Origin of the sequence: Subtercola frigoramans, assembly GCF_016907385.1 — a bacterium.
Classification (GTDB): Bacteria; Actinomycetota; Actinomycetes; order Actinomycetales; family Microbacteriaceae; genus Subtercola; species Subtercola frigoramans.
The window spans coordinates 2,531,352-2,556,124 of the sequence record NZ_JAFBBU010000001.1 but is presented as its reverse complement, the minus strand read 5'-3'; the positions used below and the strand labels follow the sequence as shown (position 1 = coordinate 2,556,124).

Here is a 24,773-nt window from a genome sequence, read left to right as displayed (position 1 = left end):
CGAAACCGCTAAAGTCGCCTGATGAGAACCAACCCGAGCTTCGCGCTCGACGATCGTGCAGAGATTCGGCGGCTCATCGAGCAGAACCCGTGGGTCACGCTCGTGAGCAACACCAGCACAGGGCTCGTGGCATCGCACTACCCCGTCATTCTCGACGCGAATGCTCCCGCCGACGAGATCGTCATCGTGAGCCACGTCGGGCGACCGGATGAACGGCTGCACGAACTCGGCCAGCACGAGGTGCTCGTGGTGGTGCAGGGCCCGCACGGCTACATCTCGCCCGGGTGGTACGACGCGAACCCCGCCGTTCCCACGTGGAACTTCATCTCGGCCCACCTGCACGGGATGCCTGAAATCCTCTCCGACGCTGAGAACCTCGAGGTGCTCGGCACACTCGTCGACCACTTCGAAGACCGGATGCCCGAGCCTCGCCGCATGAACGGAACACTCGCGAACGCGGAGTACTCGGCACGGATCAGCGCCGGCACCGTCGGTTTTCGTCTGACTGTCGCGCGGTTCGAGGCGAAGTCGAAACTGAGCCAGAACAGGCCTGCAGAGACGGTCGAGCGCATCATCCACGAGCTGGCAGACGGCGATACCTACTATCGCCAGCCGGCGCTCGCGGCGGAGATGCGACGGGTGCACGACGCGACTGCGGTGCAGGGGGAGACGCCCGAGGTTCCGCGGGCATGACCGATGGCATTCTGCAGCCACGGGGTGCCCGGTCGGAGTCTGCCCCCGACGTGTTCCTGCGGGGCGGGCGGGTGCCGGGACACGAGTCGGAGCTCGACGTGCTGCTCGCCGACGGGCGCGTCCGCGCGATCATGCCCAGCGGAATCGTGCGCACACCCGCCACGGCAGAGGTGCACGAGATCGACGGGCGCTTTCTCATGCCGGGCCTCTGGGACAACCACGTGCACTTCACCCAGTGGGCCCTCTTCAGCAGACGGATCGACCTGTCAGGTGCGGATTCGGCCGATGACGTCGAGCAGGTGCTCCGTGCTCTTCGGCCCGAGACAGCGGTGCCTGGGCCGGCCGGAGGGGCCATCATCGGTGTCGGGGTGCGCGATGGTATGTGGGCAGACCCCGGAGCGCTCGACCGGCATCTGCTCGACCGGGTCTCGCCCGGGCATCCGGTCATTCTCGCCAGTGGCGACCTGCACGGCTGCTGGCTCAACTCGGTGGCCTTGGCGCTGCACGGCTTCGGGGACCACCCGACGGGCCACCTTCGTGAGGATGACTGCTTCGCCGTGCTGAGCTCGCTCGATGACGTACCTGACGAATTGAGTGACGCGTCCGTCGCCGCTGCTGCCGCCGCCGCCGCCCGGCGCGGAGTCGTCGGCATCGTCGACCTCGAGATGCGCGACAACCTGGCCGACTGGACGCGCCGTATCGCCGCCGGCTCCACGGGGCTTCGGGTGTCGTTCGGCATCTACACCGAGTACCTGGAGCAGAGCATCGCTGCCGGCTTGCGCACGGGTGACGTCATCCCTGGCACACACGGACTGCTCACCGTCGGCCCGTTCAAGGTCATCACCGACGGCTCGCTCGGCACGCGCACCGCCTACTGCTTCGACGAATACGAGGGTTTCGACGGGCATGAAGACTCCCGTGGATTGCTCACGGTGGCGCCGGATGCCCTGCTCCGCCTGCTCGAACGCGCCACCACCGCGGGCCTGACCCCGGCCGTGCACGCCATCGGCGACCACGCCAACCGGCTCGCCCTCGATGCCTTCGAGGCACTGGGCCGTGGCGGGCGGATCGAGCACGCACAGTTGCTGGCGCTCACCGACCTGGAGCGGTTCGCAGCCCTCGGCGTTGTCGCGAGCGTGCAACCCGAGCACGCGATGGATGACCGCGACATCGCCGACCGCTACTGGGCCGGTCGAACCGACCGTGCGTTCGTGTTCGAGAGCCTCCGAGCATCCGGTGCGGCTCTGCTCCTCGGCTCTGACGCACCCGTGGCGCCGCTCGACCCCTGGGTCACGCTGGCTGCTGCGGTCGGGCGCAATCGCGAGGGCCGGCCGGCATGGCACCCCGAGCAGCGTCTCGATTTCGACGTCGCCTTCACCGCTTCGACGAACGGCGTCGCCTCGATCGGCGTGGGTCTGCCCGCAGACGTCGTCGTCACCGATCTCGACCCGACGGATGCTGCGCCAGACGCCCTTCGCACGATGCCCGTCGCCGCAACCTTCCTGGCCGGTCGGCCCACCCACCTCGCCCTCTGACGCTGAATGACCGTCTGGCTCTGGGGGAAGGTACTGTGCCGGATCAACTGCACGACAGTGTCTTCAGACAGGGATACCCGGCATCAGTGGGCGTTCACCTGTAGGCCCACGGAAGCGTCTGCGTAGCCGGGTGCAGACGCGATGGCTGAACCTGTGGATGGGCCGCTGGCGGCGTAGGCGGTGGCCCGGAAGCTCCCGCTGTCTGCATTCACGGCCGCCGTGGCGTCGCCGGTGAACCCTGCCGAATAGCTGAGTGCGACAAAGGCGGGCCGTGTAGACGCGACTCCTGAGACGAACCCATCGAGGATGATCGGGTCTTCCGCATGATCCACCATGACGACCACGGAGTCGAAAATGATCACGGGACCTGATGCTGAGGACGCAGGAGCGGCGACGGCGAAAGCGACAGTCGGAACTGTCCAGGCCACACCACGGAGAACAGTGCGACGAGCCACGCTTCGTTCGTCCAGCTCATCGGCCATAGCTCAGACGGTACAGCCTCGACGGTACGACCGTCCAGAATTCCGCGGCGCCCGGAGGGAACGTTTCGCAAGCGGAGGTGGAAGCCATCGTGCCCGGCGAGGACGGGCAAGACTGGTAGCACGTCTTGCCCGGCAGGGACGGGCAAGACCAGTAACAGAGAGGGGATGACGAGAATCGAACTCGCGTGATCAGTTTGGAAGACTGAGGCTCTACCATTGAGCTACATCCCCGCGAACATCCGGATACTGACCGGAGGCACTCGAACATCGTAGTACAGGTTCGGGTCGGCCGTCTGACGCATCGTGAGGTGCTTCTGTTCGAACTCCGCGCCACGTCTGTGCACTAGACTTGCGGAGGTTTATTTCCCGGGGCGTAGCTCAGCTTGGTAGAGCGCTCGGTTTGGGACCGAGAGGTCGCAGGTTCGAATCCTGTCGCCCCGACTCGCAGCGCATTCCGATGTGCGCGAAGTAATTTTGAAACCACAGTACAGATTCAGACAGTACAGATTTTCAGACAGTACAGATTCAGTTCTCAGGAGATTCTTTAACGTGAAGACCACGGTCGAAAAGCTCAGCCCCACCCGCGTCAAGCTGGCGATTTCGGTTACCCCCGAAGAATTGAAGCCCAGCATTGACCACGCCTACAGCCACATCGCTGAACAGGTCAACATTCCCGGCTTCCGTAAGGGCAAGGTTCCGCCGCCCCTCATCGACCAGCGCGTCGGCAAAGAGGCCGTTCTCGAGCACGCCGTCAACGACGGGCTCGACAAGTTCTACCGCGCTGCGATCGCCGAGCAGGAGCTCCGCCCGCTGGGCCGCCCCGAGGCCGACATCGTCGAATGGCCGAGCAACAAGGACTTCACAGGCGATCTTCAGCTCGCCATTGAGGTCGACGTGCGGCCCGAGCTCGACCTGCCTGACTACGAAGGCCTCGCCATCACCGTCGACGCCCTCGAGGTGAGCGACGACGAGGTCGACGCTGAGCTCGAGAAGCTCCGCACGCGCTTCGGCACGCTCGTCACGGTCGACCGCCCCATCGCGACCGGTGACTTCGCCCAGCTCGACCTCGTCGCAACGATCGACGACGCAGAGGTCGACAACGCGACCGGCCTCTCCTACGAGGTCGGCTCGGGTGAGCTGCTCGAAGGCCTCGACGGCGTTCTCGACTCCCTCACCGCTGGCGAGACCACCTCGTTCGAAGCCCCTCTGCTCGGCGGGGACTTCGCCGGTAAAGACGCGCTGATCACCGTCACCGTCAACTCGGTCAAGGAGCGCGAGCTTCCTGAGGCCGACGACGACTTCGCCCAGATCTCGAGCGAGTTCGACACCATTGACGAGCTGAAGGCCGACCTCAAGGTGCAGGCCCTCCGCCAGAAGACGTTCGGCCAGGTGACGGATGCCCGCACCAAGACGCTCGACGCCCTGCTTGCACTCGTCGACGTGCCCGTTCCGCCGAAGCTGATCGAAGACGAGGTGCACCGCCACCTCGAGAACGAGAGCCGCCTCGAAGACGACGAGCACCGCGCCGAGGTCACCGAGTCGAGCACCGCCACGTTCAAGACCCAGATTCTTCTCGACATCGTCGCGGAGAAAGAGGGAGTGAAGGTCTCGCAAGACGAACTGAGCCAGTACCTCATCCAGAGTGCAGCCCAATACGGCATGGAGCCGCAGGAGTTCGTTCAGGTCCTCGACCAGAACGGCCAGATTCCCGCCATGGTCGGCGAGGTAGCCCGCAACAAGGCGCTCGCGATCGTTCTCGACAAGGCCGTCGTCACCGACTCGAACGGTACCGTCGTCGACGTCTCGGAGTTCACCGCTGTGACTCGCGATGCCGACCAGCCCTTCACTATCGCTGACAGCGACGACGAAAACCACGAGGGTCACGACCACGAGGGCCACGACCACGCAGGTCACTCGCACTAATCGCATCGCACGAATGAAGGGCCTCATGGATGACCGTGGGGCCCTTCTTCGCGCCAGGCCCCGGCCCGGGCATCCGTTCCGGCCCCGAGCTCGCCCGGCCCCGGGCATCCGTTTGCGCAGCTCGCAGGTGACTTTGGGCGGAGCTCGGCCCACTCGACCTCCCTACGACGACAGCTGCCACCAGCTCCGCCCAAAGTCACCGCGAAGCCACCCGCGACGCCCCTTCGCTCTGCCCACGGCGAACAGGGCGATATGCGCGCGAACGCTCCAGTACATTCGAAGTACCGCAAGTGAATTGGAGCGACAAACATGGCCGATATGGCGATGCCGAACAGTGTTTTCGAACGTCTGCTGAAAGACCGGATCATCTGGCTCGGCACTGAAGTTCGTGACGACATGGCAAATGAGATCTGCGCCAAGATTCTGCTTCTTGCTGCAGAAGACCCCAAGCGCGACATCTACCTCTACATCAACTCGCCCGGCGGATCGATCACCGCGGGTATGGCCATCTACGACACGATGAAGTTCGTCTCGAACGACATCGTCACGGTGGGTATCGGCATGGCTGCCTCGATGGGGCAGTTCTTGCTCTCCTCCGGCACCAAGGGCAAGCGCTACATCACCCCGAACGCACGGGTGCTGCTGCACCAGCCGTCCGGCGGCTTCGGCGGAACGAGCGCCGACATCCAGACCCAGGCCCTGCTCATCCTCGACATGAAGAAGCGCATGGCCGAGCTCACCGCTGAGCAGACCGGGAAGACTCCCGAGCAGGTCATGATCGACGGTGACCGCGACAACTGGTTCACCGCACAGGAGGCGCTCGAGTACGGGTTCGTCGACTACGTCCGGGAATTCTCGTCCGACGTGGCCGGGGGCGGCGGTACCGAGACCGCCGACTCCGTTCCCTCCGCATCCAACTAGTCGCGACTTCGACCCAAGAACAGAGATAAAACGATGGAAACCCCCACCTTCGGCGGAATGCCGATCGCCAGCCCCTACGGCAATGGCACCACGCCCTCCAACCGCTACATCCTGCCGACGTTCGAGGAGCGCACGGCTTACGGCTACAAGCGCCAGGATCCGTACGCGAAGCTGTTCGAAGACCGCATCATCTTTCTCGGTGTGCAGATCGACGACGCTTCTGCCGACGACGTCATGGCCCAGTTGCTTGTGCTCGAGAGCCAGGATCCTGACCGCGACATCGAGATGTACATCAACTCTCCCGGTGGCTCGTTCACCGCGATGACTGCGATCTACGACACGATGCAGTACGTCAAGCCGAACATCCAGACCGTCTGCCTCGGCCAGGCGGCTTCGGCCGCGGCCGTCATCCTCGCTGCTGGCACGCCGGGCAAGCGCCTCGCTCTGCCGAACGCGCGCATCCTCATCCACCAGCCCTCCGCTGGCGGCCAGGGCGGTGGCCAGGCGTCTGACATTGAGATCCAGGCCCGCGAGATCCTTCGCATGCGTACCTGGCTCGAAGACACGCTCGCGTTCCACTCGAACCGCACCACAGAGCAGGTCAACAAGGACATCGACCGCGACAACATCCTGAGTGCCGCCGACGCAGTCGAGTACGGCATCATCGACCAGGTGCTGACCTCGCGTAAGAACCTGCCGGCGCTTGTCAAGTAAGTAACGCCCAGACTGCTCTTAGCACGACAATCGAAATGGATGCCCGGAACAACGGGCATCCATCTCGTCGTTACCCGTGAACTGCTCCGCCCTACGTGAACATCGGATGCGGAATATGACGGTGCCTTGCCCAATGGCGGCGACTGTCGGCGGCACGGGTTAGGCTGCTGTCACAGGTTTTTACGAGGAGGATGAACATGGCACGCATCGGGGAGAGCGCTGACCTGCTCAAGTGTTCATTCTGCGGTAAGAGCCAGAAGCAGGTTCAGCAGCTCATCGCCGGCCCGGGTGTCTACATCTGCGACGAGTGTGTCGAACTGTGCAACGAGATCATCGAAGAACGGCTCTCTGAGAGCGGCGAAGAAGTCGCGAGCGAATTCGAGCTGCCGAAGCCGAAGGAGATCTTCGCCTTCCTCGAAGAGTATGTCATCGGGCAGGAGCAGGCGAAGAAGTCGCTCTCGGTCGCGGTCTACAACCACTACAAGCGCGTTCGCGCGAAGAACACCCTCACCTCGGCCGACGCGGTCGCCAACGAGGTCGAGATCGCCAAGAGCAACATCCTGCTGATCGGCCCGACCGGCTGCGGCAAGACCTACCTCGCGCAGACCCTCGCGAAGCAACTCAATGTGCCGTTTGCGGTCGCTGACGCAACGGCCCTCACCGAAGCGGGCTACGTCGGCGAAGACGTCGAGAACATCCTGCTGAAACTGCTGCAGGCCGCCGACTTCGACGTGAAGAAGGCCGAAACCGGCATCATCTACATCGACGAGATCGACAAGATCGCCCGCAAGGCCGAGAACCCGTCGATCACCCGCGATGTGTCTGGTGAGGGCGTGCAGCAGGCGCTCCTCAAGATCCTCGAGGGCACGGTCGCCTCGGTTCCGCCTCAGGGTGGGCGCAAACACCCGCACCAGGAGTTCATTCCGATCGACACGACCAACGTACTCTTCATTGTGGCCGGTGCCTTCGCCGGGCTCGAAGAGATCGTTGCGGAACGCTCCGGCAAGCGCGGCATCGGCTTCAACGCCCCGCTGCACTCCAAGCGCGACGACATCAACCTCTTCAGTGAGGTCCTCCCCGAAGACCTGCACAAGTTCGGGCTCATCCCCGAGTTCATCGGTCGACTGCCTGTCGTCACCACGGTCACGCCGCTCGACCAGATCGCGCTCATGCAGATCCTGACGGTGCCGCGAAACGCCCTCGTGCGCCAGTACCAGCGCATGTTCGAGCTCGACGGTGTTGAACTCGACTTCGAGAAAGACGCCCTCGAGGCCATCGCCGACCTCGCAGTACTGCGCAAGACCGGCGCCCGCGGGCTCCGAGCCATCATGGAGGAGGTGCTCGGCCCGATCATGTTCGAGGTGCCCTCCACCGACGAGGTCGCCAAGGTCATCATCACCCGCGAGGCCGTAGTGAACAACGCCGCACCGACGATCGTGCCCCGCGAGATCACCCGGCGCATCGAGAAGTCGGCCTAACGCTGGGCGACCCGCTCGCGCCGACGCTGTCACCACGGGGCCGCGCTTCACTGGCACAACCGGTTGCGGCTGGCATCGTCGCCGCGATCACCGGCTTTGCGAGCTCGTTCGCTCTTGTCATCGCGGGCCTCCACGCTGTGGGGGCGACGGATGCCCAGGCCTCCTCCGGCCTGCTGACGCTGTGCTTCGCCACGGCCCTCCTCTGCATCGTTCTCGCTCGCGTGTACCGCATGCCGATCTCCTTCGCCTGGTCCACCCCGGGTGCTGCGCTGCTCATCGCCGCGTCGAGCACCACAAACAACTTCTCGGCGGCCGTCGGTGCTTTCATGGTCTGCGGTGTTCTCATCGTGTTGTGCGGACTCTGGCCCGCCCTCGGCACAGCGATCACCCGCATACCGAGATCGATTGCGAGTGCGATGCTCGCGGGCATCCTGTTCCCGATCTGCCTGGCACCGGTTTCGGCCATCGTTCAGATACCGGCTCTGGCCGTCCCCGTCGTTCTGGTGTGGCTCGCCCTCTTCCGGATCGCGCCCCGGTGGGCTGTGCCTGCAGCAATGGGTGTCGCTGCGATCGGGATCGGTGTCTCGGCAGGCTCCGGCTGGTTGACCAACAGTTCACTGAACGTGGTTCCGCAACTGTCGTTCGTTACGCCTACTTTCGACTGGCTCGTGATCGTGAGCCTGGGCCTGCCGCTCTTCATCGTGACGATGGCGGGGCAGAACGTGCCCGGATTCGTGGTGATGTCGACCTTCGGCTATTCCGTGCCGCCCAGACCGGTACTTGTTGCCTCAGGGGCGGCCACTGCGGTCGGCGCACTGTTCGGGGCGCACGCTGTGAACCTTGCGGCGATCACGGCCGCGATCATGGCTGGCCCCGACTCGCACACCGACAAGTCGAAACGGTGGGTCGCCACCGTCACTTCTGGGTTCGTCTACATCGCTTTCGGCCTTGCTGCGGGGGTCGCGGTTGCCCTCATCTCCGCTTCACCGCCGATTCTGATCACGGCCGTTGCCGGCCTCGCCCTGCTGGGAGCGCTCGTTTCTTCGCTGGCGACGGCGATCGAAGAGGTCTCGCACCGCATCCCTGCCGCTGCGACGTTCCTGGTCACGGCATCGGGCGTCTCAGTGCTGGGAATCGGTTCGGCGTTCTGGGGACTCCTTGTGGGAGCGCTGATCATGCTCTGGGCGGCGTGGCCTCGGCGTCGGGCGTGAGTCTCGGCTGTACGTCTGACGCAAGGGAGCGCCCACGCAGCGCGTGGGCCATCCACCACCAGACTAAGGCGCCGATGACGGCGGAGACCAACGCTGTGAGCGCGGCCGCAGCAGCATAGATGCCCCACTTCACGTCGCCGTCGTTTCCGGGAGACACCAGCGTCGCCATGACGGTGTTCGAGAGGGAATAAGCCATCGACACGACCACCAGCTGCGGAATGAAGCACACTCCGATTCCTGCCCAGGTCACAGCGGCCGGTCGTCGTACACGGGCACGGCGAAGAAGAACCCAGCTGAGCAGAAAACCGGTAGTGCCGAGGACCACTGCTGCGGCAACCCCGATGATCACAGGTACGGCGGCGACGCCGACGAAGGTCAGCGTGCCGAGGTCGCCTAAGCCGGCTTGCCCAGAACTGGGGGAGTCATCGAAGACGCTGAACAACAGCACCACCACGAGCCAGAACCCCACGAACACGAGCACACCCAGAATGACATCGATGCCGATGGTCAGGAACGGCAGCGCCAGCGCACCAGCAATTCGCACGAGGCGTTTCTGGCGCGACGACAGCAGGTTCCTCGAATCGCCTTGGCTGAGTGAGTCCCCGGGTCGATGTGAAGTCATGCTGCCACCCGAGACGCCTCTGCTGGCAACGGGCACCTGCGGCGGAATGTCACTCACCCCTCTAGAGTGTCCAATAGGTGAGGTTTTGTCAAACATGTGCATTGCCCACACGTATTCTGCTCGTGGTAAACTGTGGTTAGGAGGAAATCATGACTATCGCCACGCACAGGCGCACGTTAGGCGAATTCTTGGCCGACAGCGGAGCGTCGTGGAGCGAGAGTGACATCGTCGCCTCCATGGAGATCCTGATCGGGCCGAAAGTGCAGCCGAACACGGTGACACTGCCAAAGCGGGAGCAGGAGCTGTGGGCGAAATATTCCGGAATCACTCCTTCGACAGAAGCCAGCGCGGCCTCTGAGCGACGAACTCTCTCCGAAACGGCACTTCAGAGCGTCATGGCATTCACCGGCGACGAGGTCAGTTCCCGGCTCAGGTTGAAACCCTCGACCGTGCGGCACTATCGGCTTGAGAATCGGCTATATTCGTATCTCGCTGACGGAAAATCTCGATTCCCGAGCTGGCAGTTCAGTTCCGATGGCTCGTCTGTGTTGCCTGGGCTTCCTGAGGTACTCGCTGCGCTCGATTCTGCGCTGCATCCGCGCACCGTCATGGGGTTCTTCTCGACTCCGCAGTCAGAGCTCGTGATCGACCACGTTTCGGTCACCCCGCGCGATTGGCTTCTCGGTGGAGGAGATCCTCGTGAAGTCGCAGTGCTGGCGTCTGAGGTCGGGCTCGGAATGTGACGGCGTCCCTCGAACCGCCGCCTCGGGAGGCCCTCCGCATGGTCGGGCCCGATATTCGAACCGTGTCGACGGATCTCCCTCTGTGGCGAGTCCATCGGACAGGTACCGCTCATCCGCAGGCCTGGAATGGGCTTCGCACGTGGGGCCCGATGGCGACCGCACGCTGGGATGCTCACCCGCCTCCCGTGGGTGAGCATCCCAGAGATGGTGCTGGGTACTTCGCGTTCGATGTCGTCACCTGCCTGGCCGAGGTCTATCAGACGACCCGGTTCGTCGACATCCATGCTGGCTCTCCGTACGTGACGCTCTTCACGCTGGTCAGGCCCCTGACCCTCATCGATGTCAGTGGTGACTGGCTGCTCAAAGCCGGTGGTCGCTCGTCGATCGCGATGGGAAAGAAATCGCGCACGCGTCTTTGGGCACGAGCAATTCGCGATGCATGGCCCGATCTCGACGGAGTGTATTCGAGGTCTGCCGTGGCCGGAGCGCACGCTTGCGTGACGATGTGGGGTGGTTCAGAGGATGCGTTTCCGGATGCACCGCTCTCGTCGAATCCACTGGATTCACCGGCGATCGTGGCGAGCATCGCAGCCGCCGCCGAATCAGTGAGCTATTCCAGCAACTGCGCCTGAGCAGGTGAACGGCTGAGGTCCTCGGCCCCGGGGACTACCCAGCTGACGAATCACTCGTCGGAGTACTCGTCCGATTGCGACACGGTCGTCTCATCGGTGTCGGGGTCGTAGTCGATGCGCGTTCCGTCGTCGAATTCGACGACAGGTTTGCCTTCGAGCCAGGTCAGCGTCCAGTACCACATCGACGTGTCGACGTTCTGCTCGGCGAGTTCACCCTCGACGTCGAGCACCGTGTCGATGACGGCCTGCGGAAGACGGGCTGGGGGTTCGTCGCCGCTCGACCAGCGGGTTCCGACGGAGATCATGAGTGAGTGATTCCTATCCGTGCGTGGGGGTGGGTCACACGACGAGGTCGTACGTGACCCAGGAGGTGCGGTTGGCGAGTTTGTCGTAGAGGCGCTGTGCGGTCTCGTTGTCGTCGGCGGTGATCCACCGCACGATTCCGGCGTGACGTTTCGCCGCAATCGACTTGACTTCAGCGATGAGCGCAGACGCGACACCGGAATTGCGGGCATCCGGGTCGACGAACAGATCGTCGATGTAGATTCCCCGTTCCCCGGCGAGAGGGCGCGCGAACTCGCGGATGTGGGCGACTCCGACGAGCTTGCCGTCGTGTTCGGCCACCAGTGCCTCGGTCTCGTGCGCCGGGTCGATGAGCCAGCTCCACACCAGAATGGCGCGGTCACCCTCGACTTCGGTCGCATAGAACTTGCCGTACGCCACGTAGAGGTCGTACCACGGGAAGAAGTCGTGGTCGGTGATCGGCCGGATCTTCAACGTCATTGTTGTCTGCCTTTCGTTGTGTTCCGGTGCTGCCGGGCTGTGGAACTCCAGCTGCCCACAGGCAGATTGTCATTCGACACTACCGGTTCCTGACATTTGTTCGCACCTCTTCGGGTCAGCGGCCCGCATCCAGTACTATGCAGCGTTTCCGTACCCACGATGCCGGTTCAGGCCTCGGTTTCGAAGAGGATCTCCGTCACTGCCACAGCGTCTCCCGCGACAAACCTCAGCTCGGCGATGCGACCCACCTGCTTCAGGTCATCACTTGCCAGGCGCAACTCACCGAGCAGCTCGGAGGGCCCGGCGATCGTCGCTGTGGCGACCGGAGTCTTCTGCGATGCTTTCGCGTCGGTCTTCGCCCGTCTGATAGCCACCAGAACCTGGCCGGCCAGGCCGAGCAATGCACCGTGGGCGGGGATGCTCGGTGCATCATCCGCGCTGAACGCTGCCCCGTCGCCCGAGGTCACGCCTGTCGGCCACGGCGCGCGGTGAATCGAGGTGTCGTGGCTCCACGACCACACCTCTTCTGTGGCGAACGGGATGAACGGTGCCAGCAGCCGCAACAGCACGTCGACGGCGGCCTGCAGGGCGAGAACCGCCGAGGCCTTCTCGGCAGGGTCTGCCTCGGCGCTGTACGCGCGCTCCTTCACCAGCTCGAGGTAGTCGTCACAGAACGTCCAGAAGAAGGTCTCGGTGACTTCGAGCGCCTTGGCGTGGTCGAAGTTCTCGAAGGCGGCGGTCGCTGCAATGATCACGGCGTCGAGACCGGTGAGCATGCTGAGATCGAGCGGGTTGGTGACCGCGTGCGACCCCTCCGGCAGCTCGAATGAGTAGACGAACTTGGCCGCGTTCAACACCTTGATCGCCAGGCGGCGCCCGATCTTGATCTGCGTGGGGTTCTGCGGGTCGAAAGCAGCGTCTGTGCCGAGGCGTGATGATGCGGCCCAGTACCGCACAGCATCCGACCCATGCGTCTCGAGCACGTCGGCCGGAGTGACGACGTTGCCCTTCGACTTCGACATCTTCTTGCGGTCGGGGTCGACGATGAAGCCAGAGAGCGCTGCGTGCTTCCACGGCGTGCGGTGGTCTTCGAGTGCCGAGCGCAGCATGGTGGAGAAGAGCCAGGTACGAATGATGTCCTGGCCCTGGGGGCGAAGGTCGTAGGGGGCGACGAGGTTCCAGAGCTCGGGGTCGCTCTCCCAGCCTCCGGCCAGCTGCGGGGTGAGTGACGAGGTCGCCCAGGTGTCCATCACGTCGAGCTCGCCGACGAAGCCGCCGGGCGTGTTGCGTCGGGATTCGTCATAGCCGGGTGCAGCATCCGTCGAGGGGTCGACCGGCAGCGAGGCCTCTGTCGCAACAATGGGCTGGTCGAAGACGGGGTTGCCGTCGCCGTCGAGGGGGTACCAGACCGGGATGGGCACGCCGAAGAAGCGCTGGCGCGAGATGAGCCAGTCGCCGGTCAGGCCGCCGACCCAGTTCTCGTACCTCACGCGCATGAATTCGGGGTGCCACTTCACTTCGCGGCCCATCTCGAGCAGCCGTGCGCGAAGTTCTTCGTCGCGCGCGCCGTTTCTGATGTACCACTGGCGGGTCGACACGATTTCGAGCGGCTTGTCGCCCTTCTCGAAGAACTTGACGGGGTGGATGATCGGCTTGGGTTCGCCCACCATCTCGCCGCTGTCGCGCAGCAGGTCGACGATCGCCTGTTTTGCAGAGAACACCGTCTTGCCGGCGATCGCCGAGTAGGCGTTGATGCCGGTCTCGGTGGTGATCACGTCGGGTGCCTCGCTGATGATGCGGCCGTCGAAGCCGATGATCGCGCGGTTCGGCAGACTGAGGTCGCGCCACCAGATGACGTCGGTCAGGTCGCCGAAGGTACAGATCATGGCGATGCCGGAGCCCTTGTCAGCCTGCGCGAGGTGATGCGCGACGACAGGTACCTCGACGCCGAACAGTGGAGTCGTGACGGTGGTGCCGAAGAGGGGTTTGTAGCGCTCGTCGTCGGGGTGTGCGACCAGGGCCACGCACGCGGCCAGGAGTTCGGGTCTGGTCGTCTCGATGAAGATGTCGTCGCCGCCATGGCGGTGGAAGGCGAGCCGGTGGTAGGCGCCCGGCTGGTCTTTGTCTTCGAGCTCGGCCTGGGCGACCGCGGTGCGGAACGTGACGTCCCAGAGGGTCGGTGCCTGCGCCTGGTAGGCCTCGCCCCGCTCGACATTTCGGACGAAGGCGAGCTGGCTCGCCCGCATGGACGAGTCCGCGATCGTGCGGTAGGTCTGGCTCCAGTCGACGGAGAGGCCGAGGCGGTGCCAGAGAGCTTCGAACTGCTTCTCATCTTCGACGGTGAGCACTTCGCAGAGTTCGATGAAGTTGCGCCGACTGATCGGTTTCTGGTCGGCCGCCTTGCCGCTCTTGTTGTCGCCGCCCTCGTACGGAGGCACGAAGCCGGGTTCGTAGGGCAGTGTCGGGTCGCAGCGCACACCGTAGTAGTTCTGCACGCGACGCTCGGTGGGCAGGCCGTTGTCATCCCAGCCGATCGGGTAGAAGACGCTCTTGCCGCGCATGCGCTCGAATCGCGCGATGACGTCGGTGTGGGTGTACGAGAAGACGTGCCCGATGTGCAGCGAACCCGATGCTGTGGGTGGGGGAGTGTCGATCGAGTAGATGTTCTCGCGGCTCGCGAGTGCACGGTCGAAGCGGTAGGTTCCGCGTTCGCTCCACAGCGAATCCCATTTGCCTTCGAGGCCCTCGAGCGCAGGTTTGTCGGGGACGATTGCGGTCATGGTGGCCTCCAGGCACTATGGGCGGCACCGAGTCAGTGGGGTGCCTTAATGTGAGCTGGTTCCAATTATACGTTCAGGAATCCGAACCGAACCGGCTGCCGCGGGCCCGGGTACGCACGCAGAGAACGCCCGGTCGTTGACGACCAGGCGTTCTCTGCTGTTACGACGCAAACCGGTCAGGCGAGCTTCGCCAGCCCCGCACGCAGGCGCGCAAGTTCGTCGGACAGAGCGTCGGGGATGCGGTCGGCGCCCAGGGTTCCGAAGTACTGCTCGGTTTCGTCGGCCTCGGCGATCCAGGCCTCCTTGTCGAGCCAGAGCAGCGTGTGCAGCTGGCTCTCGCTGATGTCGAGACCGGCGATGTTCAGCTCGTGCTCGAGCGGCAGCCCGCCGATGGGGGTCTGCCGTGCAGCGACATCACCTTCGAGGCGACGGATGATCCACTCGAGTACTCGCGAGTTCTCGGCGAAGCCGGGCCAGATGTACGAGCCCTCGTCGTCTTTTCTGAACCAGTTGACCTGGAAGATCGGGGGAGCGTTCTCGCCGAGCGTCTCGCCCATGTCGAGCCAGTGCTGGAAGTAGTCGGCCATGTTGTAGCCGACGAACGGCAGCATCGCGAACGGGTCGTGGCGCAGTCGCCCGACCTGGCCGACGGCTGCAGCGGTGGTCTCCGAAGCCATGGTGGCGCCGACGAAGACGCCGTGCGCCCAGTTCTTGGACTGCGAGACCAAGGGAACGGTGCTCGGGCGGCGGCCGCCGAAGACGATGGCGTCGATGACGACACCCTCCGGGGCCTCCCACTCGGCGGCGATTGAAGGGCACTGGTCAGCAGTGACGGTGAAGCGGGCGTTCGGGTGAGCGGCCGGCGTCGTCGAGTCGGGAGTCCAGTCGTTCCCCTGCCAGTCGATGAGGTGCGCAGGCGGGTTCGGCGTGAGACCCTCCCACCAGACGTCTCCGTCGTCGCGGAGCGCGACGTTCGTGAAGATCGTGTTGCCCCACATCGTCTCGACGGCGGTGTGGTTCGTCTCGATGCCGGTACCAGGAGCGACGCCGAAGAAGCCGCGCTCGGGGTTGATCGCCCGCAGCTTTCCATCGGGGCCGGGGCGCATCCACACGATGTCGTCTCCGATGGTCTCGACCTTCCAGCCGGGAATCGACGGCTTCAGCATGGCGAGGTTCGTCTTGCCGCAGGCCGAGGGGAATGCCGCTGCAACGTGGAAGACACGGTGCTCGGGTGAGGTCACCTTGATGAGCAGCATGTGCTCGGCCATCCAACCCTCATCGCGGGCCATCACCGAGGCGATGCGCAGGGCGAAGCACTTCTTGCCCAGCAGTGCGTTTCCGCCGTAGCCGGAGCCGAACGACCAGATCTCGCGGGTCTCGGGGAAGTGGGAGATGTACTTCAGCGGATTGTGGGGCCAGGAGACGTCGTCCCGGCTGACGCCGTTGTCGTCGACTAGCGGGTAGCCGACACTGTGCAGAGCGGGCACCCACTCGGTGTCCTCGGTGATCAGATCAAAGACCGGGGTGCCGATCCGGGTCATCAGCGCCATGCTGATCACGACGTAGGGGGAGTCGGTGATCTGCACGCCGATCTGTGAGAGCGGGCCGCCGACCGGGCCCATTGAGAAGGGCACCACGTACATCGTGCGGCCGCGCATGCTGCCGGCGAACAACGGCGTCAGCTCGGCCTTCATGTCCTCGGGCGAACGCCAGTTGTTCGTCGGGCCGGCGTCGCTCTCCTCAACTGAGCAGATGAACGTGCGGTCTTCGACACGGGCGACGTCTGCCGGGTCGCTGCGGGCGAGAAAGCTGTTCGGGCGCCATTCCGGGTTCAGGCGGATCAGTGTGCCCTGGGCGATCATCTGCTTCGTCAGCGAATCCCACTGCCCGACAGAACCGTCGCACCAGACGATCTCGGTCGGCTGGGTGAGGGCGGCGATGTCACTGACCCACGATTCGACGGTGGTGCTGTGAACGTGTGCCTGGGGTGCGAGGTCGCCGTTTTCGACGAGACTCAGGAAAGGGGAGGGGGAGACCGCCGACGGTGTCGGGTTGTCAGATTTGAGGATGCTCATGGCCTAGTGGCTCCTAGATTTTCGTCTTCGCATAATTTCGGGGGCTTCCTCCACTTTGCTGCCAATTCACGATGGATTCTGCTAAATTGAATGGAAAGATCATCCATTCTTTACGGGAGGCAAAGATGCCCACGAAAATCGACCTGATCACGCTGGGTCGGCGCATCCGGCATTTCAGAAAGCTGTCAGACCTCACTCTCGACCAGCTCGGCGAGAAGGTCGGTGTCGTGGGCAGTCAGCTCTCCCTCATCGAGAACGGCCGACGTGAGCCGAAGTTCTCGCTCCTGCAGTCGCTGTCGCGTGAACTGGGGGTTCCTCTGGCCGAACTCCTCTCCGAAGAGGCGCCGGATGCGCGCACCGGGCTCGAGATCGAACTGGCCAGGGCGCAAGCCGGCGATCTCTACGCCTCACTCGGGCTGCCCCGGGTGCCCGCCAGCCGCAACCTGCCACAGGAGACGCTGGAGTCCCTGGTGGGCCTGCACCGCGAGCTCATCAGGCGCGCGACCGAGTCGATTGCGACACCCGAAGAGGCCCGGCGAGCCAACGTCGAACTGCGCGATTCGATGCAGCAGCGCGACAACTACCTGCCCGACCTCGAGAAGCTCGTCGAACAGACGATGGCGAGAGTCGGGCACGAAGGCGGCGCCCTCAGCCACCGCACGGTCAGTCTGCTGGCCGAAGACCTGGGCTTCAGCCTGATCCACGTCAACGATCTGCCGCACTCGGCCAGGTCTGTGACCGATCTGGCCAGCGGCCGCATCTACTTGCCGCCAGCATCCATTCCCGGTGGCCACGGGCTTCGTTCGATGGCGCTTCAGGCGATGGCGCACCGGGTACTCGGGCACCAGCCGCCCCGTGACTACGCGGAGTTCCTGCGGCAGAGGCTCGAGATCAACTACTTCGCGGCTGCGTCGTTGATGCCCCAGACGGCGTCGGTCAAGTTCCTGCAGGCCGCGAAGGCTCGCCGCGACCTCTCTGTCGAGGATTTCCGCGATGCCTTCGGCGTCACCCACGAGGCGGCGGCCCTGCGGATGACCAACCTTGCGACCTCGCACCTCGGCATCAACGTGCACTTCCTGCGCCTGACCGATGACGGGGCGATCCAGAAAGCCTACGAGAACGACGGATTGCCCCTGCCGCACGACGTGACGGGTGCGGTGGAGGGCCAATTCGTCTGCCGCAACTGGGCGGCCCGAAAGGCACTCACGCGAATGAACCGGTCGACGGAGTTCTACCAGTACACCGACACGCCGTCAGGAACCTTCTGGTGCGCCACCCAGACCGGAACGACGGCGGCCGGGGAGTTCTCGATCAGCTTCGGCAGCTCCTTCGCCGATGCCAAATGGTTCCGCGGGCGCGACACCGAGAAACGAGCCGTGTCGAAGTGCCCCGACGAGTCGTGCTGCAAGAGGCCGGCGAACGACCTGGTCGAACGCTGGTCGGAGAGTGCGTGGCCGAGCGCCCGCCTGCATGCGCACGTTCTCTCGCCGCTGCCGTCTGGCAAGTTCCCCGGGGTCGACGACCGCGAGGTCTACGAGTTCCTCGAATCGCACGCGAGCTCCTGACGCCCACCCGAGCGGCGTGGCAAGCCCGGGGCGTCAGGGGTGTGCGGGGGTTGCGAAGCCGCGAGCCAGGGGGGCAACGGCCCGGGCGACGTAAGGCTCCAGGGAGCCGCGCAGGCTGCCAGCCGACGCCCACTCCTGCGCAGCGGCCACGAGCGCACCGGTGAACGAGTACGCGATTGTGCGGGGCATGAGCGTCTCCGGGTCGACGCCGAGGCGCACGGCCGCGAAGGTCGAGAGGATGCCCGCCACCTGGGTGAAACGGGCGAGTGCTGACGCCTGCACCTCGCCCACTGTGCCGACGAGTTCGTGTTGCGTGAGGATCCACGGCACACGGGAGGGGCCGAAGTGCGAGGCGACAGCCGCGAGGGCCGCGTTCAGCGAGGGCATCAGCGGAGCATCCGGTGCCTGGTCGGCCAGGCACGCCGACAGCAGCGGGATGCTCGCATCGACGTCGATCCAGAACACGTCGCTCTTGCCCTGGAAGTAGTTGAAGAAGGTCGACCTGCCCACGCCCGCTCGCTGGGTGATCTGGTCGACGGTCGTCTTGGCGTAGGTGTTCTCGAGGAACAGTTCGAATGCGGCGTCTTCGAGCAGCTCGCGTGACGAGGAGCGTGGCCTGCCGCGGGTGGGCTTCGTTGCCGGCGCGCTCAACGGGTCAGTCATGCGCACCAGCCTAGGGTGCGAGCACCCGGGGCGGTGTAGGATTGCTGCCAAATGACTATGAACCGGGTATCGCCGGGGAGTCGCCGGAAGAACAGCGCGTCCGCAAGGCTGTCGCTCAGTAGAACCGGCCGGGCCAGGCCCGTCACAGCCGCAGAATGAGCGACTCGGCACGAACTGGTCCCCTCCCGGGCCCGGCAGTCGCCGGGTAAGCGGGGTGGTACCGCGCCAGGGTTGACCAGGGCGTCCTCGTGGAACAGGCAGCAGCACACAGAGCCCTCCAGGAGAACCGCGAGCCATGACCTACCCGAAATCCAGCCCCGAAAGCCCAGAGCCCGGCGCAGCCTTCGGCATCTCACCTTCGCCGAGCTTTCCGGCAATCGAAGAGCGGGTACTCGGCTTCTGGAAGGAAGACGGTACCTTCGAGGCATCGATCGCCCGGCGCGCGACAGCCGAAGAGTGGGTCTTCTACGATGGGCCGCCGTTCGCCAACGGACTGCCGCACTACGGCCACCTGCTGACCGGGTACGCCAAAGACTTGTTCCCGCGCTTCCAGACCATGCGCGGCAAACGCGTCGACCGGCGCTTCGGCTGGGACACCCACGGGCTGCCGGCCGAACTCGAAGCGATGCGCCAGCTCGGCATCACCGAGAAGAGCGAGATCGAAGCGATGGGCATCGGTACGTTCAATGCGGCCGCCAGGGCATCAGTCATGCAGTACGCGGGGGAGTGGCAGGAGTACGTCACTCGCCAGGCTCGCTGGGTCGACTTCGAGAACGACTACAAGACGCTCGACATCAGCTACATGGAGAGCGTGATCTGGGCTTTCAAACAGCTGCACGACAAGGGGCTCGCCTACGAGGGTTTCCGCGTGCTGCCCTACTGCTGGCATGACGAGACTCCGCTGAGCAACCATGAGCTGCGCATGGACGACGACGTCTACAAGATGCGCCAGGACCAGACCGTCACGGTGACGTTCCCGCTGGTCGGCACGAAGGCCGAGGCTCTCGGGCTGACCGCCGTGCGTGCGCTCGCGTGGACGACGACTCCGTGGACGCTACCGACGAACCTCGCGCTCGCGGTGGGCCCGAACATCAGGTACGCCGTGGTGCCGTCGGGGCCCAGCGGCACGGCCGATGCGGAGGTCGTTCGTGAAGGAGCTGGCGGGCATCCATCGCCGGGTGCCACCGAGGTCCTGGGTGCCGAGTACCTGCTCGCAGAAGACCTCGTCGGTTCCTATGCGAAAGATCTCGGCTACGGCTCGGCAGCGGATGCCCAGGCCGCCGTCTCGCGCACCATCACCGGCCACGAACTCGAGGGCGTCACGTACGACCGCCTCTGGGACCACTACGCCGACACCGAGACCTATGGCACCCAGAACGCGTGGCAGATCCTCGTCGCCGACTATGTCTCGACGACCGAGGGCACCGGGATCGTGCACCAGGCCCCTGCCTACGGCGAAGAGGACCAGAAGGTCTGCGAGCGCGCAGGGATCCCTGTGATCATCTCGGTCGACGAAGGGGCGCGCTTCCTGCCGAACATCACCGAAGTCGCGGGCCTGCAGGTGTTCGAGGCCAACCGCCCGCTCACCCAGCTGTTGAAGGCCGAGGGCCGGCTGTTGCGCCAGGCGAGCTACGAGCACTCGTACCCGCACTGCTGGCGGTGCCGCAACCCCCTCATCTACCGGGCCGTGTCGAGCTGGTTCGTGCGGGTCACCGAGTTCCGGGGCCGCATGGAAGAGCTCAACCAGCAGATCGAGTGGGTGCCCGAGAACGTCAAGGACGGCCAGTTCGGAAAGTGGGTGGGCAACGCCCGCGACTGGTCGATCTCGCGCAACCGCTACTGGGGGTCGCCGATCCCGGTGTGGAAGAGCGACGACCCTGCCTACCCCCGCGTCGACGTCTACGGCTCGCTCGACGAGCTCGAACGTGACTTCGGGGTGCGGCCGACCGACCTGCACCGCCCGTACATCGACGAACTGACCCGCCCCAATCCCGACGACCCCACGGGCCGGTCGACGATGCGCCGCATCGAAGACGTGCTCGATGTGTGGTTCGACTCCGGCTCGATGCCGTTTGCGCAGGTGCACTACCCCTTCGAGAACCGCGAGTGGTTCGACGAGCACAGCCCGGCCGACTTCATCGTGGAGTACATCGGGCAGACGCGCGGCTGGTTCTACCTGCTGCACGTGCTCTCGACCGCGTTGTTCGACAGGCCTGCCTTCACCAACGTGATCAGCCACGGCATCGTGCTCGGCAGCGACGGCCAGAAGATGTCGAAGAGCCTGCGCAACTATCCCGACGTGAACGTGGTGTTCGACCGCGATGGCTCCGATGCCATGCGGTGGTTCCTGATGGCGTCGCCGGTGCTGCGCGGGGGCAACCTCGTCGTCACAGAGGAGGGCATCCGCGAGGCGGTCCGGCAGTTCATCCTGCCCCTGTGGAACACCTACTACTTCTTCACCCTCTATGCCAACGCCGCGACCAGTGCCGAGCACCCCGACGGGTACGACGCACAGTGGTCGACATCGTCGAGCGACGTGCTCGACAGGTACCTGCTGGCGAAGACGCGCGAGCTCGTCCGCGATGTCGCCGGCGATCTCGATGCGCTGGATTCCACGCTCGCGGCGGCAAAGTTGCGGGACTTCGGCGACGTGCTCACGAACTGGTATGTTCGTCGCTCGCGTGACCGGTTCTGGTCGGGCACCGACACCGCCGCGTTCGATACGCTCTACACGGTGCTTGAGACGGTGACGCGGGTCGCCGCGCCGCTGATCCCGCTGGTGGGAGAGGCCGTCTGGCAAGGCCTCACCGGTGGTCGCAGTGTGCACCTCGAGGATTGGCCGAACGAGAACGACTTTCCGGCGGACCCGGCGCTCGTACAGACGATGGATCAGATCCGCGCGATCAGCTCCACAGCGCTTTCGCTTCGCAAGTCCAGCGGCAAACGCGTGCGGCTGCCTTTGCCGAATCTCACCGTCGTGACCCAGAACGTCGAGGGTCTGGCCCGCTTCGAATACATCCTGCGCGAAGAACTCAACGTGAAGACGGTGACGTTCGTCGAGCAGGGTCCCACCAGCGCCGCGGATTTCGGCATCACAAGCCGGCTCACAGTGAACGCCCGTGCGGCGGGCCCACGCCTGGGCAAGAGAGTGCAACAGGCGATCAAGGCCGCCCGCACCGGGGAGTGGTTCGAAGAGAACGGCGTCGTCACCGCGGGCGGCATCGAGCTCGAGCCTGCTGAGTACGAACTGGTGCTCGAGACGGCCCCCGATGACGCCCCCGAGACGTCCGCCGGGATCGACGCCGAGCCCGCACCGGATGCCCCGCGGCGCTCGCACGCCCTCGCACTGTTGCCCGGCGGAGGTTTTGCCCTGCTCGACACGGCCACGACCCCCGAGCTCGAGGCGGAGGGCCTCTCCCGCGACGTGATCCGAGCGGTGCAGGACACGCGCAAGGCTGCAGGATTCGACGTGTCAGACCGCATCGTGCTCGACCTGGTGTTCTTCTCCGACGCTGACGCCGCTGCCGTGAGGAGTGCCGCGAACGTCGCCATCGATGCCGAGACGCTGTCGACGACATTCACCGTGGTCTCACCCAGCGGCGCGCCCGAACTCGGGCAGTATCGTGAAGTGCTGGCCTCCGAGTGGATCGGGCGCTTCGTCTCGGTCGCACCGGAACACTACGCGCGCATCGATGAGAATCGCTACGCGAACACCGATGTTTTCATTGTGGCCGTGAGCCGCGCAGGAGGAACCACCAATGTCTGACAAGGGCGCAAACAGCAACGGGACGAACGACGATGAGGCTCCGGACGAGAGCGAACAGGCGCTCGACGGAGGTCGACCCGTGCGCAATCCCGACGACGAGCTGCACACGCTCTACGACGAGGTGATCGCCAGCGACGGGTACGGAGACGACCCCGGAGACGGCGTGCACCGCGACACCAGCACGGCCGACCGGAGCGACCGGGCGTCGAAGGCCGAGGAGGCGGGCAACGACTACGACGATGACGATGACGACATCTTCGGTGAAGATCCCAGCGAATTCGACATGGCCGATGCCTACGACACCCAGCTGGTCGACCGCCAGAATCGCGCCGATGGTGAGAACGGCGACTCCGACTACGACGATCTGCCCGACGAATTCGTCGAAGCAGGAGACGAGGTGTTCCGGCAGTTGCAGTTGCGCCTGGGAGAGGCAGCGCCGCAGCCACGGCTCTCGGCGACACGGCGTGCGGTCGAGATGCTGGGTGACCCGCACCGGGCCTACCCGATCATCCACATCACCGGCACGAACGGCAAGACGAGCACCAGCCGCCTGACCGAGAGCATTCTGCGCGCCTACGGCCTGCGCACGGGGCTGTTCACCAGCCCCCACCTCGAACGGCTGAACGAGCGCATCATGATCGACGGCCGGCCGATAAGCAACGAGGCGCTCGCCGAGAACTGGGCCGACATCCAGCCCTACCTCGAGCTGGTGGATGCTGAACTCGAGGGCACCGGAGAACCCCGCCTGACGTTCTTCGAGGCGCTGTCGGTGCTGGCCTTCGCGTCGTTCGCCGAAGCGCCGATCGACGTCGCCGTGATTGAGGTCGGCATGGGTGGGGAGTGGGATTCGACCAACGTGGCCGACGGCCAGGTCGCCGTCTTCACGCCGATCTCGCTCGACCACACTGCCCGGCTCGGCAACACGGTCGCCGAGATCGCCCGCACCAAGTCGGGCATCGTGAAACCGGCCGCCCAGGTCATCACCTCGAGGCAGGTGCCGGAGGTGCTCGCCGAGCTGCAACGCGCGGCCGAGCTCACCGAGTCGACCTTCGCCGCGGAGGGGTCGGCGTTCTCCCTGCTCTCGACCAGCGTCGCGGTCGGTGGCCAGGTCATCTCGATCAAGGGGCTCGCCGGAACGTACCGCGACGTGTTCCTGCCGCTCTACGGCGACCACCAGGCCCAGAACGCGGCGGTTGCCGTCGCGGCCGTCGAGTCGTTCCTCGGCGGGGGGTCGACTGCGATCGTCGAAGACGTGCTCATCGAGGCGTTCGCCACCGTCACCGCTCCCGGGCGCCTTCAGCTCATCGGCACCGAGCCGACGGTGCTGGTGGATGCTGCTCACAACCCCGGCGGAGCGCTGGCGCTCGCTGCGGCACTGAAGGAGTACTTCTCCTTCGACAAGATCGTCGCCGTGATCAGCGTTCTGGCCGACAAGGACGCCGATGGCATCATCCGCGCGCTCGAGCCGGTCGTCTCGGAGTTCATCGTCACGCAGTCCTCGTCGGAGCGGGCCATCAACGCCGATGAATTGGCGAGCATCGTCGTGGGGATCGCCGGGGCCGACCGGGTCGTCTTCGAACTCGACCCGAGGGAGGCCGCGAATCTCGCGAGGGACTCCGCGTCGGAATCCGACACCGGCGCCGTGCTCGTGACCGGCTCGATCACGCTGGTGGGTGAGATCATCACCCTTGCCGGCGATGAGGGGTGGAAACCGTGAGCGACGAGAGTCCACCCAGCGACGCGGGCGGGGCAGGGGAACCGGTCGCCGGTTCGGCCGCCAGAGGTGGGCGGGTCCGTGGCCCGCGGCGCCAGCGCAGCGTTCGCGAGAGCCTTGCCTCGATCGTGCTCGGCTTCGAGTCGGTGATCATGTTCCTCGCGACGTTGGCCGTGTTCGGCCTGAAGGCTCTGCCTCCGTTCGTGGCCCTGGGCGGGGGCGCAGCGCTGTGCATCCTGCTGCTGGCGACCATTCCGCTGCTGTCGCGCCCCATCGGCATCATCATGGGGTGGACGCTCCAGGGGCTCATCCTGGCGTCCGCGCTCCTCGTGCCCCTGATGCTGGTCGTCGCCGTGCTCTTCGGCACGATGTGGATCTACTGCATGGTCAAGGGAGCGCGCATAGATCGCGAGAACGCTCAGCTCGCCAGCGGGGCGTGAACCTCGTGATCGCATTCTCCCGTTGGTCATGCC

Annotated in this window: 20 protein-coding genes and 2 tRNA genes; 14 read left to right on the top strand and 8 right to left on the bottom strand. The window is 65.0% G+C overall.

Annotation, left to right across the window (positions count from 1 at the left end; genetic code table 11):
* Window positions 1–21 precede the first annotated feature (21 nt).
* Both JOE66_RS11955 and JOE66_RS11950 read left to right on the top strand, forming a co-directional pair.
* Window positions 22–693 (top strand): FMN-binding negative transcriptional regulator, encoded by a 672-nt coding sequence (locus tag JOE66_RS11955; RefSeq protein WP_205109739.1) that lies wholly within the window; start codon window positions 22–24, stop codon window positions 691–693.
* The gene (locus JOE66_RS11950; protein WP_205109737.1) at window positions 690–2,228 is read left to right on the top strand and encodes an amidohydrolase; all 1,539 of its coding nucleotides are present in this window, start codon (window positions 690–692) and stop codon (window positions 2,226–2,228) included. The genes JOE66_RS11955 and JOE66_RS11950 overlap by 4 nt, the downstream gene beginning before the upstream one ends.
* A gap of 83 nt (window positions 2,229–2,311) precedes the next feature.
* On the opposite strand, the gene JOE66_RS11945 is transcribed toward JOE66_RS11950, so the two are convergent.
* Complete coding sequence (locus JOE66_RS11945; protein ID WP_205109735.1) at window positions 2,312–2,710, bottom strand: hypothetical protein; 399 nt, start codon at window positions 2,708–2,710, stop codon at window positions 2,312–2,314.
* A 160-nt stretch (window positions 2,711–2,870) separates the two neighbouring features.
* Window positions 2,871–2,941, bottom strand: a tRNA-Gly gene (locus tag JOE66_RS11940).
* 136 nt (window positions 2,942–3,077) lie between these two features.
* Here JOE66_RS11940 and JOE66_RS11935 point away from each other — a divergent pair.
* The 6 genes from JOE66_RS11935 (at window position 3,078) to JOE66_RS11910 (ending at window position 8,957) form a co-directional block, all read left to right on the top strand.
* Window positions 3,078–3,151: transfer RNA gene (locus tag JOE66_RS11935), tRNA-Pro, on the top strand.
* A gap of 108 nt (window positions 3,152–3,259) precedes the next feature.
* Window positions 3,260–4,633 carry a trigger factor gene (tig, locus tag JOE66_RS11930; protein WP_205109733.1) on the top strand — a complete coding sequence of 458 codons (1,374 nt, stop codon included), beginning with the start codon at window positions 3,260–3,262 and terminating at the stop codon, window positions 4,631–4,633.
* A 318-nt stretch (window positions 4,634–4,951) separates the two neighbouring features.
* On the top strand, window positions 4,952–5,554 hold the full coding sequence (locus tag JOE66_RS11925) for an ATP-dependent Clp protease proteolytic subunit (protein WP_371733954.1): 603 nt from the start codon (window positions 4,952–4,954) through the stop codon (window positions 5,552–5,554).
* Window positions 5,555–5,587: 33 nt separating this feature from the next.
* Window positions 5,588–6,268 carry an ATP-dependent Clp protease proteolytic subunit gene (locus JOE66_RS11920; protein WP_205109729.1) on the top strand — a complete coding sequence of 227 codons (681 nt, stop codon included), beginning with the start codon at window positions 5,588–5,590 and terminating at the stop codon, window positions 6,266–6,268.
* 197 nt (window positions 6,269–6,465) lie between these two features.
* Window positions 6,466–7,746, top strand: a complete 1,281-nt coding sequence (clpX, locus tag JOE66_RS11915) for an ATP-dependent Clp protease ATP-binding subunit ClpX (protein WP_275576818.1) — start codon at window positions 6,466–6,468, stop codon at window positions 7,744–7,746.
* A gap of 2 nt (window positions 7,747–7,748) precedes the next feature.
* Window positions 7,749–8,957, top strand: a complete 1,209-nt coding sequence (locus tag JOE66_RS11910; RefSeq protein WP_205111945.1) for a benzoate/H(+) symporter BenE family transporter — start codon at window positions 7,749–7,751, stop codon at window positions 8,955–8,957.
* Here JOE66_RS11910 and JOE66_RS11905 read toward each other — a convergent pair.
* Window positions 8,920–9,501, bottom strand: coding sequence for a hypothetical protein (locus JOE66_RS11905; RefSeq protein WP_205109725.1), 582 nt, complete (start codon window positions 9,499–9,501; stop codon window positions 8,920–8,922). The genes JOE66_RS11910 and JOE66_RS11905 overlap by 38 nt on opposite strands.
* Window positions 9,502–9,728: 227 nt before the next feature.
* On the opposite strand from JOE66_RS11905, the gene JOE66_RS11900 reads away from it, so the two are divergent.
* Window positions 9,729–10,322, top strand: a complete 594-nt coding sequence (locus tag JOE66_RS11900; protein WP_205109723.1) for a hypothetical protein — start codon at window positions 9,729–9,731, stop codon at window positions 10,320–10,322.
* A 38-nt stretch (window positions 10,323–10,360) separates the two neighbouring features.
* Entirely contained in the window at window positions 10,361–10,954 is a 594-nt protein-coding gene (locus JOE66_RS11895) for an RES family NAD+ phosphorylase (protein ID WP_239518297.1), read from the top strand.
* Between the two features lie 50 nt (window positions 10,955–11,004).
* Here the strand turns inward: JOE66_RS11895 and JOE66_RS11890 are convergent, their stop codons facing one another.
* The 4 genes from JOE66_RS11890 to JOE66_RS11875 all read right to left on the bottom strand — a co-directional run bounded on the left by JOE66_RS11890 (window position 11,005) and on the right by JOE66_RS11875 (window position 16,592).
* Window positions 11,005–11,259 (bottom strand): hypothetical protein, encoded by a 255-nt coding sequence (locus tag JOE66_RS11890; RefSeq protein WP_239518296.1) that lies wholly within the window; start codon window positions 11,257–11,259, stop codon window positions 11,005–11,007.
* Window positions 11,260–11,293: 34 nt separating this feature from the next.
* Complete coding sequence (locus JOE66_RS11885) at window positions 11,294–11,737, bottom strand: GNAT family N-acetyltransferase (RefSeq protein WP_205109719.1); 444 nt, start codon at window positions 11,735–11,737, stop codon at window positions 11,294–11,296.
* Window positions 11,738–11,904: 167 nt separating this feature from the next.
* Window positions 11,905–14,517: a valine--tRNA ligase gene (valS, locus tag JOE66_RS11880; RefSeq protein ID WP_205109716.1), complete on the bottom strand. Its 2,613-nt coding sequence runs from the start codon at window positions 14,515–14,517 to the stop codon at window positions 11,905–11,907.
* Between the two features lie 176 nt (window positions 14,518–14,693).
* Window positions 14,694–16,592, bottom strand: coding sequence for a phosphoenolpyruvate carboxykinase (GTP) (locus JOE66_RS11875; protein WP_205109714.1), 1,899 nt, complete (start codon window positions 16,590–16,592; stop codon window positions 14,694–14,696).
* Between the two features lie 125 nt (window positions 16,593–16,717).
* Between JOE66_RS11875 and JOE66_RS11870 the strand changes: the two genes are divergently transcribed.
* Entirely contained in the window at window positions 16,718–18,157 is a 1,440-nt protein-coding gene (locus JOE66_RS11870; protein WP_205109712.1) for an XRE family transcriptional regulator, read from the top strand.
* A 33-nt stretch (window positions 18,158–18,190) separates the two neighbouring features.
* Here JOE66_RS11870 and JOE66_RS11865 read toward each other — a convergent pair whose 3' ends face one another.
* Window positions 18,191–18,820 carry a TetR/AcrR family transcriptional regulator gene (locus JOE66_RS11865; protein ID WP_205109710.1) on the bottom strand — a complete coding sequence of 210 codons (630 nt, stop codon included), beginning with the start codon at window positions 18,818–18,820 and terminating at the stop codon, window positions 18,191–18,193.
* A 295-nt stretch (window positions 18,821–19,115) separates the two neighbouring features.
* On the opposite strand from JOE66_RS11865, the gene ileS reads away from it, so the two are divergent.
* The 3 genes from ileS to JOE66_RS11850 all read left to right on the top strand — a co-directional run bounded on the left by ileS (window position 19,116) and on the right by JOE66_RS11850 (window position 24,740).
* Window positions 19,116–22,586, top strand: a complete 3,471-nt coding sequence (gene ileS / locus JOE66_RS11860) for an isoleucine--tRNA ligase (RefSeq protein WP_205109708.1) — start codon at window positions 19,116–19,118, stop codon at window positions 22,584–22,586.
* A 283-nt stretch (window positions 22,587–22,869) separates the two neighbouring features.
* Window positions 22,870–24,303 (top strand): bifunctional folylpolyglutamate synthase/dihydrofolate synthase, encoded by a 1,434-nt coding sequence (locus JOE66_RS11855; protein WP_205111940.1) that lies wholly within the window; start codon window positions 22,870–22,872, stop codon window positions 24,301–24,303.
* Window positions 24,300–24,740 carry a DUF4233 domain-containing protein gene (locus tag JOE66_RS11850; RefSeq protein WP_307827178.1) on the top strand — a complete coding sequence of 147 codons (441 nt, stop codon included), beginning with the start codon at window positions 24,300–24,302 and terminating at the stop codon, window positions 24,738–24,740. The genes JOE66_RS11855 and JOE66_RS11850 overlap by 4 nt, the downstream gene beginning before the upstream one ends.
* Window positions 24,741–24,773: the final 33 nt, after the last annotated feature.

Bases quoted from the DNA above. Each gene is read 5' to 3' on its own strand.
- ileS (WP_205109708.1), top strand. From the start codon at position 19,116: ATGACCTACCCGAAATCCAGCCCCGAAAGCCCAGAGCCCGGCGCAGCC.
- JOE66_RS11950 (WP_205109737.1), top strand. From the start codon at position 690: ATGACCGATGGCATTCTGCAGCCACGGGGTGCCCGGTCGGAGTCTGCC.
- clpX (WP_275576818.1), top strand. From the start codon at position 6,466: ATGGCACGCATCGGGGAGAGCGCTGACCTGCTCAAGTGTTCATTCTGC.
- JOE66_RS11865 (WP_205109710.1), bottom strand. From the start codon at position 18,820: ATGACTGACCCGTTGAGCGCGCCGGCAACGAAGCCCACCCGCGGCAGG.
- JOE66_RS11920 (WP_205109729.1), top strand. From the start codon at position 5,588: ATGGAAACCCCCACCTTCGGCGGAATGCCGATCGCCAGCCCCTACGGC.
- JOE66_RS11925 (WP_371733954.1), top strand. From the start codon at position 4,952: ATGGCGATGCCGAACAGTGTTTTCGAACGTCTGCTGAAAGACCGGATC.
- valS (WP_205109716.1), bottom strand. From the start codon at position 14,517: ATGACCGCAATCGTCCCCGACAAACCTGCGCTCGAGGGCCTCGAAGGC.
- JOE66_RS11885 (WP_205109719.1), bottom strand. From the start codon at position 11,737: ATGACGTTGAAGATCCGGCCGATCACCGACCACGACTTCTTCCCGTGG.
- JOE66_RS11875 (WP_205109714.1), bottom strand. From the start codon at position 16,592: ATGAGCATCCTCAAATCTGACAACCCGACACCGTCGGCGGTCTCCCCC.
- JOE66_RS11855 (WP_205111940.1), top strand. From the start codon at position 22,870: ATGGCCGATGCCTACGACACCCAGCTGGTCGACCGCCAGAATCGCGCC.
- JOE66_RS11890 (WP_239518296.1), bottom strand. From the start codon at position 11,259: ATGATCTCCGTCGGAACCCGCTGGTCGAGCGGCGACGAACCCCCAGCC.
- JOE66_RS11900 (WP_205109723.1), top strand. From the start codon at position 9,729: ATGACTATCGCCACGCACAGGCGCACGTTAGGCGAATTCTTGGCCGAC.
- JOE66_RS11945 (WP_205109735.1), bottom strand. From the start codon at position 2,710: ATGGCCGATGAGCTGGACGAACGAAGCGTGGCTCGTCGCACTGTTCTC.
- JOE66_RS11955 (WP_205109739.1), top strand. From the start codon at position 22: ATGAGAACCAACCCGAGCTTCGCGCTCGACGATCGTGCAGAGATTCGG.
- JOE66_RS11870 (WP_205109712.1), top strand. From the start codon at position 16,718: ATGCCCACGAAAATCGACCTGATCACGCTGGGTCGGCGCATCCGGCAT.
- JOE66_RS11895 (WP_239518297.1), top strand. From the start codon at position 10,361: ATGGTCGGGCCCGATATTCGAACCGTGTCGACGGATCTCCCTCTGTGG.